Origin of the sequence: Duganella dendranthematis, from assembly GCF_012849375.1 — a bacterium.
Lineage (GTDB): Bacteria > Pseudomonadota > Gammaproteobacteria > Burkholderiales > Burkholderiaceae_D > Rugamonas > Rugamonas dendranthematis.
This window is the reverse complement of record NZ_CP051684.1, coordinates 6,258,300-6,273,313: the sequence shown is the minus strand read 5'-3', so window position 1 is coordinate 6,273,313 and position 15,014 is coordinate 6,258,300. Positions and strand designations below refer to the sequence as shown.

The following is a 15,014-nucleotide window of genomic DNA, read 5'->3' as shown; positions in this document are numbered from 1 at the left end:
ACGGCCCCGTTTTCATTTCAGGAGTGCCATGCTCGAATTACGCAATGTCGTCAAGACCTTTGGGAAGAATGTACGCGCGGTGGATGATGTCAGCGTGACGTTGCCATCCGGCGTGGTAGGCCTGATCGGCCATAACGGCGCCGGCAAGACCACGCTGATGCAGATGATCGCCACCATCGCCAAACCCACCAGCGGACAAATCCTGTTCGACGGTGTCGACATCGTGAAAAAGCCGGAGGCCATGCGCGCGCGGCTTGGTTTTCTGCCACAGGACTTTGGCGTCTATCCCAATCTGAGCGCGCTGGAATTCATGCAGTATTTCGCCGCGCTGAAAGGCGTGCGCGATCCGGGCCGCATCCGCCGCTTGCTGGAACTGGTCAACCTGCACGACCACGCGCACCGCCAGGCGGCCGGCTTCTCGGGCGGCATGCGGCGACGGCTGGGCATCGCGCAGGCGCTGCTCAACGATCCCGATGTGTTGATCGTCGACGAACCGACCGCCGGTCTCGATCCGGAAGAGCGGCTGCGCTTCCGCCATCTGCTGTCGGAGATCGGCTTCCGCAAGCTGGTGATTGTGTCGACGCATATCGTTTCCGACATCGAAAACATGGCCGGCCAACTGGCCGTCATGAATCAGGGCCGGCTGGTGGCTTGCGACACGCCGGACAGCTTTGTGCAGCGCGCGCGCAACCAGGTGTGGTCGGTGACGGTGGCGGCGCAGGATTACGACGCGCTGAGCGAACAACTACAGGTACTGCAAGCGCAGCGCCATGCGGACGGCATCACGCTGCGCATCGCCCATCCCACGTCGCCACTGGCCGGCGCGGTGCCGGTCGAACCGACATTGGAAGAAGCCCTGATGGCGCAGCGATACGCACTGAGCGCGGTGCGCGGCAGCGTGGAACTGGCGGCATGACGGCGGCATTGATGCCGTTCACCGGCGACGCGCTCAAGATGCTGCTGCTGACCGAAGTGCGGCTGCGCATGCGGCGTACCGGCACGCTGGTCGCGGTGCTGGCGCTGATTGTGCTCACGTGGCTGATGGTTGGCGATCCTGCGCTTCATCAGGCGATGATCGTCAGCGACGACGCGCGCGTGGCGTACACCAGCATCTGCCTGGCGATGGGCAGCGCCGCGCTGACTGGCTTGTTCTTCGGCCTGGCCGGCTTTTATCTGGCGCGCGGCCGCATGGGCGAGGATGTCCGCAGCGGCATTGGCGCCGTGCTGGCCGCTACGCCGCTGGGTTCCGGCGTGTTCCTGCTGGGCCGCTGGCTGGGCAACGTGGCCTATCTGTGCGGGCTGCTGCTGATCTTCCTGGCCACCATGCTGGTGCTGCATCTGCTGCGCGGCCAAGGCCCGATCCAGCTATTGATCTATCTGCAAACCTATGCACTGGTGCTGCTGCCGCTGGTGTTTTTCACGGCCAGCATGGTGATGCTGTTTGACGCCTGGCCGCCGCTGATGGGCAAGGGCGGCGATGTGCTGTACTTCTTCGTCTGGGCCGCGCAACTGGGCGTCGGCGCTTTCGCAACCATCGGCCGCACCGAGTGGCATCCCTTGCTGCTGCTGGACTTCTCCGGCATTGGCGCCATCGTCGGCGCGGTGCAGCAGGTGCTGCCCTCGAAAGGACTGACGATCGGCGGCGGCACGTTCGATCCCGCGCTGGCTGCCGTCACATTGCCGGATCACTTGTGGAACGCGCAAGCGGGATGGACGCGTGCCGCTTGCGCCGTGCTGGCGTGGCTGCCGCTGCTGCCGGCGCTGGCGCTGTTCCACCGCTTCTCGCCGGACCGCGTGAAGGCGCGGGCAGGGCGGCGCAATTGGTCGCCGCTGGCGCTGCTGAACGGTTGGCTGCAACCGTTTGCCCGCGTGGCGCGGCCTGTGTTTGGATTGGCGGCGCGGCTGCCTGGCGTGGCCGGTCACGCGCTGGCGGTGCTGGCGCTGGTGCTGGCCTCCAATCCGGCGGCGGCGGTGGCTATTCCCGTATTGCTGGTGGGGGGCTGTGTGATCGGCAGCGCGAAACTGGGTTCGGTGATCGCCGCCGCCATCGCCATCTGGGGCATCCTGATCAGCGAAATCAGCGTGCGCGATACGCAGTACGATGTGGCGGCGCTGAATGCGGCGGCGCCCGGCGGCCCGGCGCGCGCATATGCGGCGCAATGGTTGGCGGCCGTGTTGCTGGCGCTGCTGTTCACGGTGCCGGTGCTGATCCGCTGGCTGGCAATCGCACCGCTGCGCGCGGCGGCATTGTTGAGCGGCGTGTTGGCGTTGTCGGCCGCTGCCGTCCTGTTTGGCGGCTTGAGCCGGACGGCGCGGGTCTTCCTGGGCCTGTTTCTGTTCGGCATGTATGTGGCGAAGCAGGCGAAGACGGTGGCGGCGCTGGATGTGGTCGGCTTCAACGGCGCGGCGACCGTGCCGTCCGTGCTGGGCTACCTGGTGGCGGCGGTGCTACTGCTGTGTGCGGGTTGGCTGGTGGAATTACGGCAGAAGTAGGCCACGTTTGACGCAGATCAAACGTGGCAAATCGGGCTAACGTAGCCTTGACGTTCGCGCTGCATGTCGCGGCGCTGACAACTCAACGAGGCTTTTATGTACCCATTTTCCCAAACTGTCACCCCAGCCGCAAAAACCCATCTGGAAGCGCAACTGTCGTTCTTCAATGATCTGTCGAAAACCTTGTTCCGTTCTGTTCAGCAATACAGCGACCTGAACATTCAACTGGCGCAAACCCTGTTGGAAGAATCGACGCAAGTCGGCCAGCAGATCATTATCGCCCATCGTCCGACCGAGGCAATTTCAGCGGCGGCTTCGCATGCGCAGCCTACTGCTGAGAAACTGCGCGCTTACCAGCAACACCTGTCGCGCATCGCCGCCGACACGCAAGTGGACCTGTCCCAAGTGGCCGAAGATCACATTCAGGAAACCAGCCGCACCGCCAAGGCCCTGGCCGATGAAGTGGCGCGTGTGACGTCCGAAGAAACGGAAAAAACCCTGCGTAACCATCAGGATGCGGTGGAGAAATTCACCGATCCATTCCGCATCGACGGCCAACGCCAGGCGCGCGGTAACGATGTGCGCGGCCAGTCCGCACAAAATGGTCACAGCGGCGCCGAAGCCCGCGACAGCGGCAATGTGCAAGGTCAAGCTACCCAAGCCCAAACCGCCGCCCAAGCTGCCGCCCAGAGCAGCAAACAGACTGGCGCTCGTAAAGAAACCTGATAGCAACCCCTGAACGGAAGGGTCTGACCCCATACGGGGTCAGACCCTGGCGCAGCGGTGTGCGGGTTAGAAGATGCCGCCAACCGCCAATGCGTCCTCTACGTTTAAGCGGATACACATTTTCCGTCCTTGGATTATCATGCTCAGCTTGTAGCCGGAGATGAGACATGACCAATTCCCCCAACGCGCAGCCTGAGTCGCTGCATATCGTCTGCCCGCATTGCGATGCGGTCAACCGCGTGCCCACCGCCAAGCTGGCATCCGAGCCCGTCTGCGGAAAATGCCAGAAGTTGTTGTTCACCGGTCAGCCGACCGACCTGAGCAGCGCGCGCTTCCTCAAACATATCGAACGCAGCGACATTCCGGTGCTGGTCGACTTTTGGGCGCCGTGGTGCGGCCCGTGCCGCACGATGGCGCCGTTTTACGCCCAGGCCACACAGCGGCTGGAGCCGCATTTCCGCGTCATCAAGGTCGACACCGAACAGGCGCAGGATCTGGCCGCGCGCTATGCCATCCGCAGCATTCCAACGTTGGCCTTGTTCAAGGGCGGCCGCGAAGTGGCGCGCCAGCCAGGCGCGATGGATGCGCAAAACATCGTTGCCTGGGCAACCCAGAACAACCGCTGATCAGTTCTCGGCCGCGCGCTCCAGCCACTTGCGGATGCCGTCCAGCGTCCGGAAGTCGGCCACCGAGCGGGTGGCGATGTGCGGGTGACGGTTTTGCAGCATGCGCGACAGGGCGCCGCCGGGACCGAGTTCCAGCGCGACGGTGATGCCGGCTTCGGCAACGGCGTCCATGCAGGCTAGCCAGCGTATTGGCTCGGCCAGTTGGCGCGAGAGCGTCTCGACGGCGCGTTCGTGGTCGTGCACGGCCGCTGCATCGATGCCGGCCAGTACCGGCGCTTGCATAGTCTGGAACGCGGTTGCGCGCACGGCCTGCGCCAACGGCGCGACGGCGCCTTGCATATAGGGCGTGTGCGACGCCACCGCCACCGGCAAGCGCTTGCCGCGTGCGCCGGCTGCTTCTATCGCTTGCAACAGGTGGTCCGCCTGCGCGCCGGGGCCACCGGCGATGCAGGTGTCTTCTCCCGTTTCTATGCTGATGTGGTAGCCGTATGTGCTTGCCAGTTTGCCCGCGTTCGCCAACGTCAGCCCGGTGATGCTGACCAGCGCCTGGCCGGGGGCGGCTTGCTGGCAGTCGTCCATCCACTGCGCGCGCTGTGTCGCCAGCGTGACTGCTTGTTCGGGCGTGAACGCGCCGGCCACGCCGTAGGCTGATAACTCGCCGATGCTGTAGCCGGCGACCAGCGCGGGCTGCGGCGCAAAGTCGCGGATGGCTTGCCACATGCCCAGCGTGGCCGTCACGATCAGCGGCTGGGCGGTGCGGTTGGCGAAGATATCCTCGCCGGTTGGCGGCTGCATGTTCAGCAGACGGTCAATCAGCGCGCTGGCGGCTGGATTAGTGCGGGCCAGATCGAACATGCCGGCATGCTGGTCGCCTTGGCCGGGGCAGAGCAGCAGGAGACGCGCGCGACTCATGGCGTGTCCAATGCGGCGATGGCTTGCACCAGGCAGCAGGCCGCCAGCAGATCGGCCGCGCCGCCGGGCGACAGGCGGTGTTGCATGAAAACGTAATGGCTGGCGATGGCGTCGGCGCGCCAGTTGCTGTTGGCGGTGCCGCCTTGGGCGAGAAAGCGTTCGGCGTGATCGCGCACGATCTGCGCGCCGTGCGGCCCGGCACGGTGATAGACGTTGCTGTCGCTGATGTGGGCCATCAGTGTGTACAGCGTATCGATACGCTCCTCGGTGACGGTAGCGCCACGCGCGCGCGCGGCCAGAAGGGCAGGGAGGCCGACCTCAAACACCGACGGAAGTCCCAACGCCCCTTCCTCACGCGCACCACTCACCGCATACCGCGCCGCTACGCGCAACCCGTTACTTATCCCGCCCGCGACCTCGCCGCCTGGCAGGCTACTGCCCGCCGACCCCGCCGCGATCGCCATCGCTGGCAGCACGCCGCGCGGACTGCCGCCGAGGGTTGTGATGCTAGCATGCGTGCCGAAGCCGGGCTCCGCTTGCGTGGCGTGTGGGCGGGAGGGGGCTGCGCGCGATGGTCTGGAGCTGTTTGCCGCAGGGGCGGCGTGCATTGCCAGCTCTTCGCCCCAGCGGATCAGCATTTCAGCGCGAAGGGCGGAGGGTGTCATTGGTGTGCCTTGTGCGCGGGCGCGGCCGGCGGTGGCACATAGCATGCCCAGGCTGAAGATCGCACCGCGATGCGTATTAATACCACGCGTCGCTTTCAGCATCGCCGTCTCCGCTGCGATGCCCAGTGACTTCAGTTGCGCGAACGGTGCATCGTTCAATCCTGCCAAACAGATTTTCTTAAAGTAGTGACGCAGCGCGAACATGCTGCGCATGAACGTCCCCGCGTCCATGTCGTCATGACTGCCGCTGTCGACCGGTGACACGAGGCCTGGCTTGGGATACAAGCACAATTCGGCATGCAAACTACGCACCGCCAGCCGCGCTACCTCGCGCGAAAAGCCCAGCTTCTCAGCGCGCCCGAGCCGACGGGCGCTAATCGCCGACGTCGCCATCGCCGGCGCGGCGCGGAGCGATATAGCTGTCGCGCGCGTCATTGCGCCTCCAACGTCGCCAGCAGCGATGCCGTATCGACCAAGCGCACCGACTGCAAATCCTTCACCAACACCTTGGCCGGGTGCGTCATCGCCATCTGCCACTCCTTCCATGACACGGCGGCGCCGCCAGCGAACACAATTTCGCCATCCAGCAGCAAGCGTTCCGCATGGCGCGCCAACAGTGCGTTGCCTTCTTCAAGCTGGCGACGGCTGGCCGGGTGAAACAGCACATCCACGTCCGACGTCGGCGACAGATACTGCAAGCCAGTCAACGCCTGCATCGCCACCGACCCAAACACGCGCAACGGCAGCGCGCCGGCATCGTCACACAACGCCTGCACATCGCGCACCGCCGCGGCATCACGCAGCAACAGCGCCGGCGACAAGCGGCTGATATCCGCCACCCGCGCGCGCAACGCAATCCTTACCTTCACGCCAGCGCTATCCGGCGGCAGCGGCAGACCGAGACAAACCTCGTCGGCGCCAGCATCCACATCCAGCCGCCGCACCACTACCGGCCAATCCTGACTCTCCCACAACGTCAAAGCCGTCTTGTGCTCATCGCGTGCAGCGGCAATCGCGGTGTGCCAACCGATGGCGGTCAGCCACACCAGCATATGCCGCTCAAAATGGTTAGACGCGTTGGACATGAGCGCCAGACAGCACCGCATCAATCACCGGCTGCGCCAGACGACGGCCGCCACGCTGCAACCCCAGCGCACTACGCTGATCGCCCGCCACCGGCTGAGCGAGTGCCGTGCGCAAATGCGCCGCCAGATCGCCATGCCAGATCGACTCCAGGCCTCCCATGCGCAAATAATTCTCCGGCCCCGGCGCAAACACCGGATTACTTTGCGCCAGTTCCGTCAACTGCTCCTCCGGCACCTTGGTAATGCGCGCCATCGCCGGCAAACCCATCACGCGGATGGTGGCATCCGGCAGCGCATGACAAGCATCGGCCATCAGACCGCTGGTGATAAAGCCACCCGACAGCGCCTGGTCGTACACCAGGCCGATAATCTTGTGTCCCTTGCGCCGCGCCAGATCCACGCACTTGCCCAAGTGCGCCATGTAGCTGTTAATGCCCAACATCTCATCGCGATGCCGCAAGCGCTGGCCCTGCGTATCGATCAGCATCAGAATCGGCCGTCCGGGGAAATCACGCACCGTGCGCAGAATCGCCTGCGCCTGCGCCAACGCGATCTCGATGCCGATGGGCGTGTGACCAGTGGTGCCGATCACCGCGACGGTCTGACCGTCCACCTGTGCTTCACCGCTCAGAAACTCATTCTGCTCACTGATGCTATGCCCTTCAGGGAACAGCGTATTTGCCAGTTTTTTCCAGTCCATCTCAACCTCCGTGGCGGTGCGATGCCGCCGCCGCGACAAAACTGTCCGCATCCAGCATCGGAATATTGGCCGCATCCGGCATCTGCATCGCAGTCCAGATATCGATCGGATCATGCAGCGCGCCGTAATTGTTCAAACGGTCGGACAGCATTTTCTGCTCGGCCTCCAGCGCTTCCAGCGACAAGGCGGTATCGCCGCCAGCCAGCGAGGCCACAGCCTCCTGCGCTGCAACGCGGAAGGCCGCTACATCATCTGCCACGATGCGCTGACAGTCGCCCAGCAGGTAGCGATGCTTGCCGCCAGTCGTGCGCCACACCAGCGCGCGGTCACGCGAATCGAATTCTTCCACGCCGTTGGCGGTTTCAATCACCTCGGGACCGGACATCGCCAACCGTCCTTCTTCCGACATGATGACCACATTAGCGCAGCGCGTCACGATGCCCATGCCGCCGAAGGCGCCGTTCGATCCGCCGACCAGTACCACCACTGCAACCCCGGCATCGCGCGCATCCAGCAGTGCGCGCATCACTTCCGACACCGCGATCAAGCCGGCATTGGCTTCGTGCAGTCGCACGCCGCCCGATTCCACCAGTAGCACCACTGCTGCCACCTTGTCGGCCACCGCTTTGCGTAGCAGACCAACCAGCTTGGCGCCATGTACCTCGCCGACCGCGCCGCCCATGAAAGCACCTTCCTGCGCCGCCACGTACACCGGCACGCCGCCCAGCAGCGCACGGCCGATCGCCACGCCATCATCAAACGCCACCGGCGCATTCAACTGCGGCAGGTGAGGGCTGGTGACGCGTTCCGACGGCGGCAGGAATTCTTCAAAGCTGCCGGCATTGAACAGGTGGTGCAAGCGCTCGCGCGCGGTCGCTTCCTGATAGCTGACAGGGCGGCTCATGGTGCATCTCCCAGCATGGTTTGCACCGCCTGGTCCAGCCGCAGGCTGACCACGGCCGGCGTGGCGCCCATGTCGTTGATTGAAATACGGGTATCGGCCAGCAGCCAGCGCTGTTGGAAGTCGCGCATCACCGCTTCCCAGATCTGGCCAAAGCCAACGGCGGCGGTGGTGATCTCGATGCTGCATGCGCCGTCCAGTGAAGCCGGCTCGATCAGCACTTCCAGATTGCCCGAGCCGACTACGCCCACCACTTCCGGCGGCGCGGTCAGGCGGTGGGTGCCGTTTTCAAATCGATAATTCAGTGTTTCCATGTTTTAGACTCCTAACTCAGCGCCGTCATTCCCGCGCAGGCGGGAATCCATGCTGAGTATGGGTTCCCGCCTGCGCGGGAACGACGGGGGAGGTCACCAGTTGCGGAACCGCTTGGGCGGATTGTACAAACCGCCCGATGCGCGCACCAGGTCTTTCATGTTACGGGCGGCCAGCAGATCGCGCGTGGCCATGCGCTTGTCGATGTCCAGATCCTCGGCGCGGGTGATGATGCCACGGTCGCGCAGGTTCTCCACCATGCGCTGGTCGCGCGCCAGACCGACCGGCGTGTAGCCAGCCACGCCGCGTATCGCCTGTTCGCGTTCTTCGTCGGTGCGGCACAGCAGCAGGTTGGCGATGCCTTCCTCGGTCAGAATGTGGGTGACGTCGTCGCCGTAGATCATCACCGGCGGGATCGCCATCTTGGCCTGTTCCATCAGCTCCCACGCATCCAGCTTTTCAACGAAGGCCGGTTGCATATGCTCGCGGAAGGTCTCGACCATCTGCACCACCAGCTTCTGGCCGCGCGGGATGGTGTTGCGGCCAGCGCGCGCCTGCTCGCCGGCCTTAAGCCATGCCGGGCTGGCGTGACGCCGGCCGCGCGCATCGGCGCCCATGTTGGACGCGCCGCCAAAGCCGGAGATGCGGCCCGCCGTCGCGGTGGACGAATTGCCCTGCAAATCGATTTGCAAGGTCGAGCCGATGAACATATCGCAGGCGTAGTGGCCGGCGGCCTGGCACATGGCGCGGTTGCTGCGCATAGTGCCGTCCGGGCCGATCGCAAACACGTCCGGTCGTGCATGGATGTAGTCTTCCATGCCCAGCTCCGAGCCAAACGAGTGGATTGAGGTGACGAATCCCGCTTCAATCGCAGGGATCAGCGCCGGATGCGGATTCAGTGCCCAGTGCTTGCCGATCTTGCCGCGCAGGCCGAGCGATTCTGCGTAGGTCGGCAGCAGCAGCTCGATGGCCGCCGTATCGAAGCCGATGCCGTGATTCAGCCGCTGCACTTCATATTCGGCATAGATGCCTTTGATGGCCATCATTGCCATCAGCACCTGGATCTCCGAAATCTGCGCCGGGTCGCGCGTGAACAGCGGCTCGATGTAGTAGGGACGCGGCGACTGCACCACGAAGTCCACCCAGTCGCCCGGCACGTCGACGCGCGGCACCTTGTCCACGATCTTGTTCACCTGGACGATCACGATGCCCTGCTTGAACGCTGTCGCTTCGACGATGGCCGGCGTGTCCTCGGTATTCGGCCCGGTGTACAGATTGCCGTCGCGGTCCGCCGCTTCCGCCGCGATCAGGCAGACGCGCGGCGGCAGATCGATGAAGTAGCGGCTGAACAGCTCCAGGTAGGTGTGGATGGCGCCGATATTCAGCTTGCCGCTGGAGGCCAGCCGCGCCACCCGGGCTGCCTGTGGGCCGGAGAACGAAAAGTCCAGCCGCGAGGCGACGCCGCGCTCGAAGACATCCAGGTGCTCCGGCAGCGCCAGCACTGACTGCAGCATGTGCAGATCGTTGACGCGCTCCGGATTCAGGTTGGCCAGCGCATGGCCGAGGAAATCGGCCTGCTTCTGGTTGTTCCCTTCGAGGCAGACGCGATCACCACACTCGATGACAGCATGCAGCAGATCGGCGATGCGCGCGGGCGGCAGGCTTTTGCCGTCCAGCTGATTGCCCAGTTCCGTTCGGGCGCGCTGCAATCGCGCTTCGCGATTTTGCTGCAAGGTGTTCCAGGACATTTTATTTTGCTCCCATAATCATGTCAGGCAGGCCGGTTGCAATCGATGGGAAGACGCACAGCAGCAGCACCGCTAGCACCATCAGCAACAGGAAGGGGAATACGCCCCAGATCACATCCTTCAAAGGAATGTCCGGCGCGATGTTCTTGATGACGAATATATTCAGTCCCACCGGCGGGTGAATCAGGCCCATCTCCATTACCACCGTCATCACGATGCCGAACCAGATCAGGTCAAAACCGGCTTCGCGCAGTGGAGGCAGGATGATTGGCGCCGTCATCAGAATGATCGACACCGGCGGCAGGAAGAAGCCGAACACGATCACCATAAACAGGATCACCGCCAGCAGCACCCATTTGGACAGGTGCAGGCCGACCACCCAGGCGGCCGCCGACTGGCTGATATGCAGATAGCTCATCACGTAGGAGTACAGCAGCGACATGCCTATGATCAGCAACAGCATAGTCGATTCCTTGATCGACGAACCCAGGATCGGCGACAGATCTTTCGGCTTCCACACGCCGTAGATCACGGCCAGCAGCGCCAGCGCCAGCAGCGCGCCGAGGCCTGCGGTTTCCGATGGCGTGGCGAAGCCGCCGTACAGCGCCACCATCACGCCGATCAGCAGCACAATGAACGGCAGCACGCGCGGCAGCATTTCCACTTTCTCTTTCAGGGTGAAATGCTCGTCTTCCAGGTAGGCCGACTTTTCGCCGCCTTTTTCATAGATCTCCAGCGCCATGCGGTATTCCTTGCGGGCGCGGTAGACGGCGTAACCGGCAAACAGCAGTACCAGCAGGACGCCGGGGCCGATCCCGGCCAGGAACAAGCGGCCCAGCGACTGTTCGGCAGCCACCGCGTACAGGATCATGGTGATCGACGGCGGCAGCAGGATGCCCAGCGTGCCGCCGGCGGCGATGATGCCCGCTGCGAAGCCCGGCGAGTAGCCGCGCTTGCGCATTTCCGGAATGCCGGCCGAACCAATGGCCGAACAGGTGGCTGGCGAGGAGCCAGCCATGGCCGCGAACAGCGCGCAGGCAAAGACGTTGGCGATACCAAGACCGCCGGGGATCTTGTGCATCCACGTGTGAATCGCCGAATACAAGTCCCGGCCCGCCGGCGATTTGCCGATGGCCGCACCCTTCAGGATAAACAGGGGAATCGACAGCAGCGTGATCGACGCCATCTCTTCGTAGACGTTCTGCGTGATGGTGTCCAGCGACGATGCCGGCATGAAGAAGTACATAAAGCCGGTGGCCACGATGCCCAGCGCGAACGCGATCGGCATCCCGGAGAACATCACCACCAGCGTGACGGCACCGTACAGCGCGCCCAGGGTCAGGTCACTCATGCTGCATGCTCCGGTTTGTTGGTCAGGCGGGCCAGCGTTTGCAGTAGCAGCTGCAAGGACAGCAGCGTCATGCCGGCCGCCATCATGGAGTAGGGAATCCACAGCGGCGGCGCAAAGGTGGAGGAGGTGGTTTGTCCATCGACCCACGCTTCATGAAACAGCAGCCACGATTTCCACGTGAAGAAGGCGACGAACAGCAGCGACGCCACATCCACGATGAATAGCCGCACCGCATTCACGCGGCGCGGCAGCAGGCCCGCCACCGCTTCAATGCCGATATGGCCGCGATGGTGCTGCACAAAGGCGGTGGTGAAGAAGGTCACGCCGACCAGCATGAACACCGAAGCCTCGTCCTGCCAGTCGGTGGGCGCGTTGAAGAAGTAACGCGACACCACCGAATAGGTCAGCACCAGCGCGGTGAGGATCAGCGCGCACATGGACAGTGTCATCAGCCCGCGATTGAGCTTGTCCAGCGCCGCCGTCAGCGCTGCGATGACGGCGTTGTCGGGCGGCGCAGGGCCGCGCGACGGGCCGATATCGACGCCGTGGCTCACAGCGTTTTCTCCGCCAGTTTCAGCAGGTTGGCGCAGCTTGGGCTCTTGTCGCTGTAGTCCTTCCATGCGGTGGCGCGGGCGATGGTCTGCCATTTTTTCAGCGAGGCCGGCGTCATGTCGACCACCTTGGCGCCGACTTTCTGATACACGGCTGCCACTTGCTGGTCATCTTCCTTGGAGGACTTGAGCGCGAACGCTTCCAGCTCGGCGCCCACGGCCAGGATCAGCTGCTGCTGGTCCTTCGGCAGTTTGTCGAACACGCTGCGCGACATCATCAGCGGTTCCAGCATGAACCAGTAGGAGCCGGCGCGCGCGGTGGTCAGCCCTTTCGATACTTCTTCAAGACGGAACGAGATCAGCGAGGTGGAGGAGGTCAGCGCCGCTTCCATGGCGCCGGTCTGCATCGCCGCGTAGATTTCGTTGGACGGCAGCGTGACCACGGCGGCGCCGGCAGCCTTCAGCATCAGGTCCATCTCGCGCGAGCCGCCGCGAATCTTCATGCCCTTGGCGTCGTCCGGATCGACCACCGGCTTGGTGCGCGAGGCCATGCCGCCGCCTTGCCAGATCCAGCTGACCATCACGATGCCTTTGTCGTACAGGATGCGCGCCAGTTCCTTGCCCACTTCGGCGTTCTTCCAGCCGTAGGCTTGTTCGTATGAAGTGACCAGACCGGGCATCAGTCCGATGTTCACTTCCGGGACTTCGCCGCCGGCATACGACAGCGGCACCAGCGACAGGTCCAGCGCACCTTTGCGCATGGCCGAGAACTGGGCGTTGGTCTTCATCAACGACGAACCGGGATAGATCGAAAACTTCAGCGCACCCTTGGAGCGCTTTTCCACTTCAGCAGCAAACATGCGCGACAGACGGTCACGGAAATCGCCGGCATCGATGGTGCCGCCGGGGAATTGGTGGGACAGCTTGAGCGCGGTCTGGGCCCAAGCGGATTGCAACAACAGGGGGCTGGCTGCCAGTGCTGCAAGGGATGCCATCGCGGACCTGCGGGTGGTAACAGTCATACGTCCTCCAAGGGTTGATGTACAGAAATATTATCGTTATCGCATTCGATATGCAATCAGCTTTTTTATGTATACAAGAATAGCGCTTGCGAATACATTGTCAAGCGATATAATGCGATTCATGACTACGCACTCCGCCACCCTCCGCGAGCACATTGAAGAAATGATTGCTGTCGGCGAGCTCAAGCCCGGCCAGCATCTGGACGAGACTGAGTTGGCCACGCGCTTTGGCGTGTCACGCACGCCCATCCGGGAAACTTTGATCCAGCTGGCTTCCATGGGGCTGGTGGTGATACGGCCGCGGCGCGGCGCCATCGTCGCCGAACTCGGGCCGCAACAGCTGGTGGAAATGTTCGAGGTGATGTCGGAGCTGGAAGCGACTTGCGGCCGCCTGGCTGCGCGCCGCATGACGCCGGAAGAGCAGACGGCGCTGCTGGCCGCGCATCAGGCCTGCCAGGAAGCGCTCGATGCGCAGGAGCCGGACACCTATTATTACAAGAACGAGAGCTTCCACGAGGCGATTTACGCTGGCAGCCACAATCAGTTTTTGATCGACCAGACGCGGGCGCTGTACCGCCGCCTACGGCCATACCGCCGTCTGCAACTGCGCGTGCGCAACCGGCTGGCTAACTCCTACAATGAACACGACGGCGTGGTGCAAGCCATCATCGATGGCGACGGCGATCGCGCCGCCCAGCTGCTGCGCGAGCACGTGATGATCCAGGGGCAGCGCTTCTCGGATTTGATGGCGTCACTGCCGCAGCTGCGTCAGGACGCGGCGTAAATCACTCCTTGTCGCGCGCGCCTTTGCGGTATGCGGTGGGGCTGTTGCCGGTCCACTGCTTGAAGGCGCGGCAGAATACCGCTGAATTGGAAAAGCCCAGGTCCAGCGCCAATGCTGCCACTGTGACGTTGGAGTGCGTCAGCTTATGCACGGCGATGTCCCGCCGCAGATCGTCCTTCACCGTCTGGAATCCCGTGCCTTCCTCGGCAAACTTGCGGGTGAGGTTGCGCACCGAGAGGTGCAGGGCGTCGGCCAGATCCTGAATCGTGATCGCCTCCTCGATGCGCGGCTCCAGAAAGATCCGGGTCTTGGCCGCCAGCGAAGTGCGGTTGACTGCGGCGAAGGTCCAGTCTTCCGGCGCGCGTTTCAGAAAGCCCCACAGTGCGTGCTTCTCGCGTTTGAAGGCCGACGCGCAATCCTTCTCGTCGAGATAAATGCTGGTGTCGGCCGCATCGAAACTGACCCCGCCCGGAAACAGGAAAATGTAGTCCTGCACGTAGCGCGGCCGGGCAAAGCAGAACTCCACCTTGTGCACCGCGACCTCGCGTCCCAGCAGCCATGAGGTGACGCCGTGGACCAGCTTCATCATCAAGCCGTGGCCGAGCGGATTGGCGTTGCTGGCAGGCGTGCGTGCGATCAGCGCCAGTCTAACCATGTCATTTTTCCTTGTCATCTGCAGCCGATAATCGTCCAGCAGCAGATTCCAGAAACGTACGAAGCGGTTCAACGCCACCATCACCGTGGGCGTGTCCAGCAAACTCAGCATCAGATACTTCAGCGTACCGCTGCGAATTGGACGTGACCACAGTCCCAGCATCTCGTCATCCAGCTGCGCCGCTACCGATTTGTACAGCGCCACATATTGCTGGCGCGTGATGCGTGCATCCGGCTGTGCCATCAGCGACAGCGGGATGCCGGCGCTGGCCAGTGTGTCTGCGACGCCGCCGCCGCCGCGCTGCGCGCGCATGAACGCCAGCATACCCTGCACGAAATGGGCGGAAACGGTATGGGAAAATGTTGGCGCGTTTTGCATATAAACTGGCTCGAACGGTGAAGCATGTTGAACCGTTGCTCCCTATACTTGCTGTCTATTGAGGGCGGCGTCGCATTGGAATGTGGCGTACTTTGCCTATTCTGC

General features: G+C 63.4%; 16 protein-coding genes. 5 read left to right on the top strand and 11 right to left on the bottom strand.

Features of this window, described 5'->3' with window-relative positions; translation table 11 throughout:
• Positions 1 to 28: 28 nt before the first annotated feature.
• The 4 genes from HH213_RS28715 (at position 29) to trxC (ending at position 3,845) form a co-directional block, all read left to right on the top strand.
• Positions 29 to 916 carry an ABC transporter ATP-binding protein gene (locus tag HH213_RS28715; RefSeq protein ID WP_169114586.1) on the top strand — a complete coding sequence of 296 codons (888 nt, stop codon included), beginning with the start codon at positions 29 to 31 and terminating at the stop codon, positions 914 to 916.
• Positions 913 to 2,493 (top strand): ABC transporter permease, encoded by a 1,581-nt coding sequence (locus HH213_RS28710; RefSeq protein WP_169114584.1) that lies wholly within the window; start codon positions 913 to 915, stop codon positions 2,491 to 2,493. The genes HH213_RS28715 and HH213_RS28710 overlap by 4 nt, the downstream gene beginning before the upstream one ends.
• A gap of 96 nt (positions 2,494 to 2,589) precedes the next feature.
• Complete coding sequence (locus HH213_RS28705; protein ID WP_110849449.1) at positions 2,590 to 3,219, top strand: phasin family protein; 630 nt, start codon at positions 2,590 to 2,592, stop codon at positions 3,217 to 3,219.
• A 167-nt stretch (positions 3,220 to 3,386) separates the two neighbouring features.
• Positions 3,387 to 3,845: a thioredoxin TrxC gene (gene trxC, locus HH213_RS28700; protein ID WP_161054756.1), complete on the top strand. Its 459-nt coding sequence runs from the start codon at positions 3,387 to 3,389 to the stop codon at positions 3,843 to 3,845.
• Here trxC and HH213_RS28695 read toward each other — a convergent pair whose 3' ends face one another.
• The 10 genes from HH213_RS28695 to dctP form a co-directional block, all read right to left on the bottom strand.
• Positions 3,846 to 4,757 (bottom strand): ACP S-malonyltransferase, encoded by a 912-nt coding sequence (locus HH213_RS28695; RefSeq protein ID WP_169114582.1) that lies wholly within the window; start codon positions 4,755 to 4,757, stop codon positions 3,846 to 3,848.
• A complete protein-coding gene (locus HH213_RS28690) occupies positions 4,754 to 5,857 on the bottom strand; it encodes a triphosphoribosyl-dephospho-CoA synthase (RefSeq protein WP_503826785.1) in 1,104 nt (367 codons plus the stop codon). Before HH213_RS28690 ends, HH213_RS28695 begins: the two co-directional genes overlap by 4 nt.
• Positions 5,854 to 6,507, bottom strand: a complete 654-nt coding sequence (gene mdcG / locus HH213_RS28685) for a malonate decarboxylase holo-[acyl-carrier-protein] synthase (RefSeq protein WP_229263215.1) — start codon at positions 6,505 to 6,507, stop codon at positions 5,854 to 5,856. The genes HH213_RS28690 and mdcG overlap by 4 nt, the downstream gene beginning before the upstream one ends.
• On the bottom strand, positions 6,491 to 7,207 hold the full coding sequence (gene mdcE, locus HH213_RS28680) for a biotin-independent malonate decarboxylase subunit gamma (RefSeq protein ID WP_169114578.1): 717 nt from the start codon (positions 7,205 to 7,207) through the stop codon (positions 6,491 to 6,493). The genes mdcG and mdcE overlap by 17 nt, the downstream gene beginning before the upstream one ends.
• Before the next feature lies 1 nt (position 7,208).
• The gene (locus HH213_RS28675; RefSeq protein WP_169114576.1) at positions 7,209 to 8,111 is read right to left on the bottom strand and encodes a biotin-independent malonate decarboxylase subunit beta; all 903 of its coding nucleotides are present in this window, start codon (positions 8,109 to 8,111) and stop codon (positions 7,209 to 7,211) included.
• Complete coding sequence (mdcC, locus tag HH213_RS28670) at positions 8,108 to 8,422, bottom strand: malonate decarboxylase acyl carrier protein (RefSeq protein ID WP_169114574.1); 315 nt, start codon at positions 8,420 to 8,422, stop codon at positions 8,108 to 8,110. The genes HH213_RS28675 and mdcC overlap by 4 nt, the downstream gene beginning before the upstream one ends.
• Before the next feature lie 93 nt (positions 8,423 to 8,515).
• A complete protein-coding gene (mdcA, locus tag HH213_RS28665; protein ID WP_169114572.1) occupies positions 8,516 to 10,168 on the bottom strand; it encodes a malonate decarboxylase subunit alpha in 1,653 nt (550 codons plus the stop codon).
• 1 nt (position 10,169) lies between these two features.
• Positions 10,170 to 11,519, bottom strand: coding sequence for a TRAP transporter large permease (locus HH213_RS28660; RefSeq protein ID WP_110849458.1), 1,350 nt, complete (start codon positions 11,517 to 11,519; stop codon positions 10,170 to 10,172).
• Positions 11,516 to 12,073, bottom strand: a complete 558-nt coding sequence (locus HH213_RS28655; protein WP_174864444.1) for a TRAP transporter small permease — start codon at positions 12,071 to 12,073, stop codon at positions 11,516 to 11,518. Before HH213_RS28655 ends, HH213_RS28660 begins: the two co-directional genes overlap by 4 nt.
• On the bottom strand, positions 12,070 to 13,092 hold the full coding sequence (dctP, locus tag HH213_RS28650; RefSeq protein WP_169114568.1) for a TRAP transporter substrate-binding protein DctP: 1,023 nt from the start codon (positions 13,090 to 13,092) through the stop codon (positions 12,070 to 12,072). Before dctP ends, HH213_RS28655 begins: the two co-directional genes overlap by 4 nt.
• 121 nt (positions 13,093 to 13,213) lie before the next feature.
• Between dctP and HH213_RS28645 the strand changes: the two genes are divergently transcribed.
• Positions 13,214 to 13,876, top strand: a complete 663-nt coding sequence (locus tag HH213_RS28645; RefSeq protein WP_169114564.1) for a GntR family transcriptional regulator — start codon at positions 13,214 to 13,216, stop codon at positions 13,874 to 13,876.
• Position 13,877: 1 nt separating this feature from the next.
• Here HH213_RS28645 and HH213_RS28640 read toward each other — a convergent pair whose 3' ends face one another.
• Entirely contained in the window at positions 13,878 to 14,909 is a 1,032-nt protein-coding gene (locus HH213_RS28640) for an AraC family transcriptional regulator (protein ID WP_169114562.1), read from the bottom strand.
• Between the last annotated feature and the right edge of the window lie 105 nt (positions 14,910 to 15,014).

What these genes read in the sequence shown, in the direction of transcription:
- HH213_RS28715 (WP_169114586.1), top strand. Translation starts at nt 29, where the DNA reads ATGCTCGAATTACGCAATGTCGTCAAGACCTTTGGGAAGAATGTACGC.
- HH213_RS28710 (WP_169114584.1), top strand. Translation starts at nt 913, where the DNA reads ATGACGGCGGCATTGATGCCGTTCACCGGCGACGCGCTCAAGATGCTG.
- HH213_RS28705 (WP_110849449.1), top strand. Translation starts at nt 2,590, where the DNA reads ATGTACCCATTTTCCCAAACTGTCACCCCAGCCGCAAAAACCCATCTG.
- trxC (WP_161054756.1), top strand. Translation starts at nt 3,387, where the DNA reads ATGACCAATTCCCCCAACGCGCAGCCTGAGTCGCTGCATATCGTCTGC.
- HH213_RS28695 (WP_169114582.1), bottom strand. Translation starts at nt 4,757, where the DNA reads ATGAGTCGCGCGCGTCTCCTGCTGCTCTGCCCCGGCCAAGGCGACCAG.
- HH213_RS28690 (WP_503826785.1), bottom strand. Translation starts at nt 5,857, where the DNA reads ATGACGCGCGCGACAGCTATATCGCTCCGCGCCGCGCCGGCGATGGCG.
- mdcG (WP_229263215.1), bottom strand. Translation starts at nt 6,507, where the DNA reads ATGTCCAACGCGTCTAACCATTTTGAGCGGCATATGCTGGTGTGGCTG.
- mdcE (WP_169114578.1), bottom strand. Translation starts at nt 7,207, where the DNA reads ATGGACTGGAAAAAACTGGCAAATACGCTGTTCCCTGAAGGGCATAGC.
- HH213_RS28675 (WP_169114576.1), bottom strand. Translation starts at nt 8,111, where the DNA reads ATGAGCCGCCCTGTCAGCTATCAGGAAGCGACCGCGCGCGAGCGCTTG.
- mdcC (WP_169114574.1), bottom strand. Translation starts at nt 8,422, where the DNA reads ATGGAAACACTGAATTATCGATTTGAAAACGGCACCCACCGCCTGACC.
- mdcA (WP_169114572.1), bottom strand. Translation starts at nt 10,168, where the DNA reads ATGTCCTGGAACACCTTGCAGCAAAATCGCGAAGCGCGATTGCAGCGC.
- HH213_RS28660 (WP_110849458.1), bottom strand. Translation starts at nt 11,519, where the DNA reads ATGAGTGACCTGACCCTGGGCGCGCTGTACGGTGCCGTCACGCTGGTG.
- dctP (WP_169114568.1), bottom strand. Translation starts at nt 13,092, where the DNA reads ATGACTGTTACCACCCGCAGGTCCGCGATGGCATCCCTTGCAGCACTG.
- HH213_RS28645 (WP_169114564.1), top strand. Translation starts at nt 13,214, where the DNA reads ATGACTACGCACTCCGCCACCCTCCGCGAGCACATTGAAGAAATGATT.
- HH213_RS28640 (WP_169114562.1), bottom strand. Translation starts at nt 14,909, where the DNA reads ATGCAAAACGCGCCAACATTTTCCCATACCGTTTCCGCCCATTTCGTG.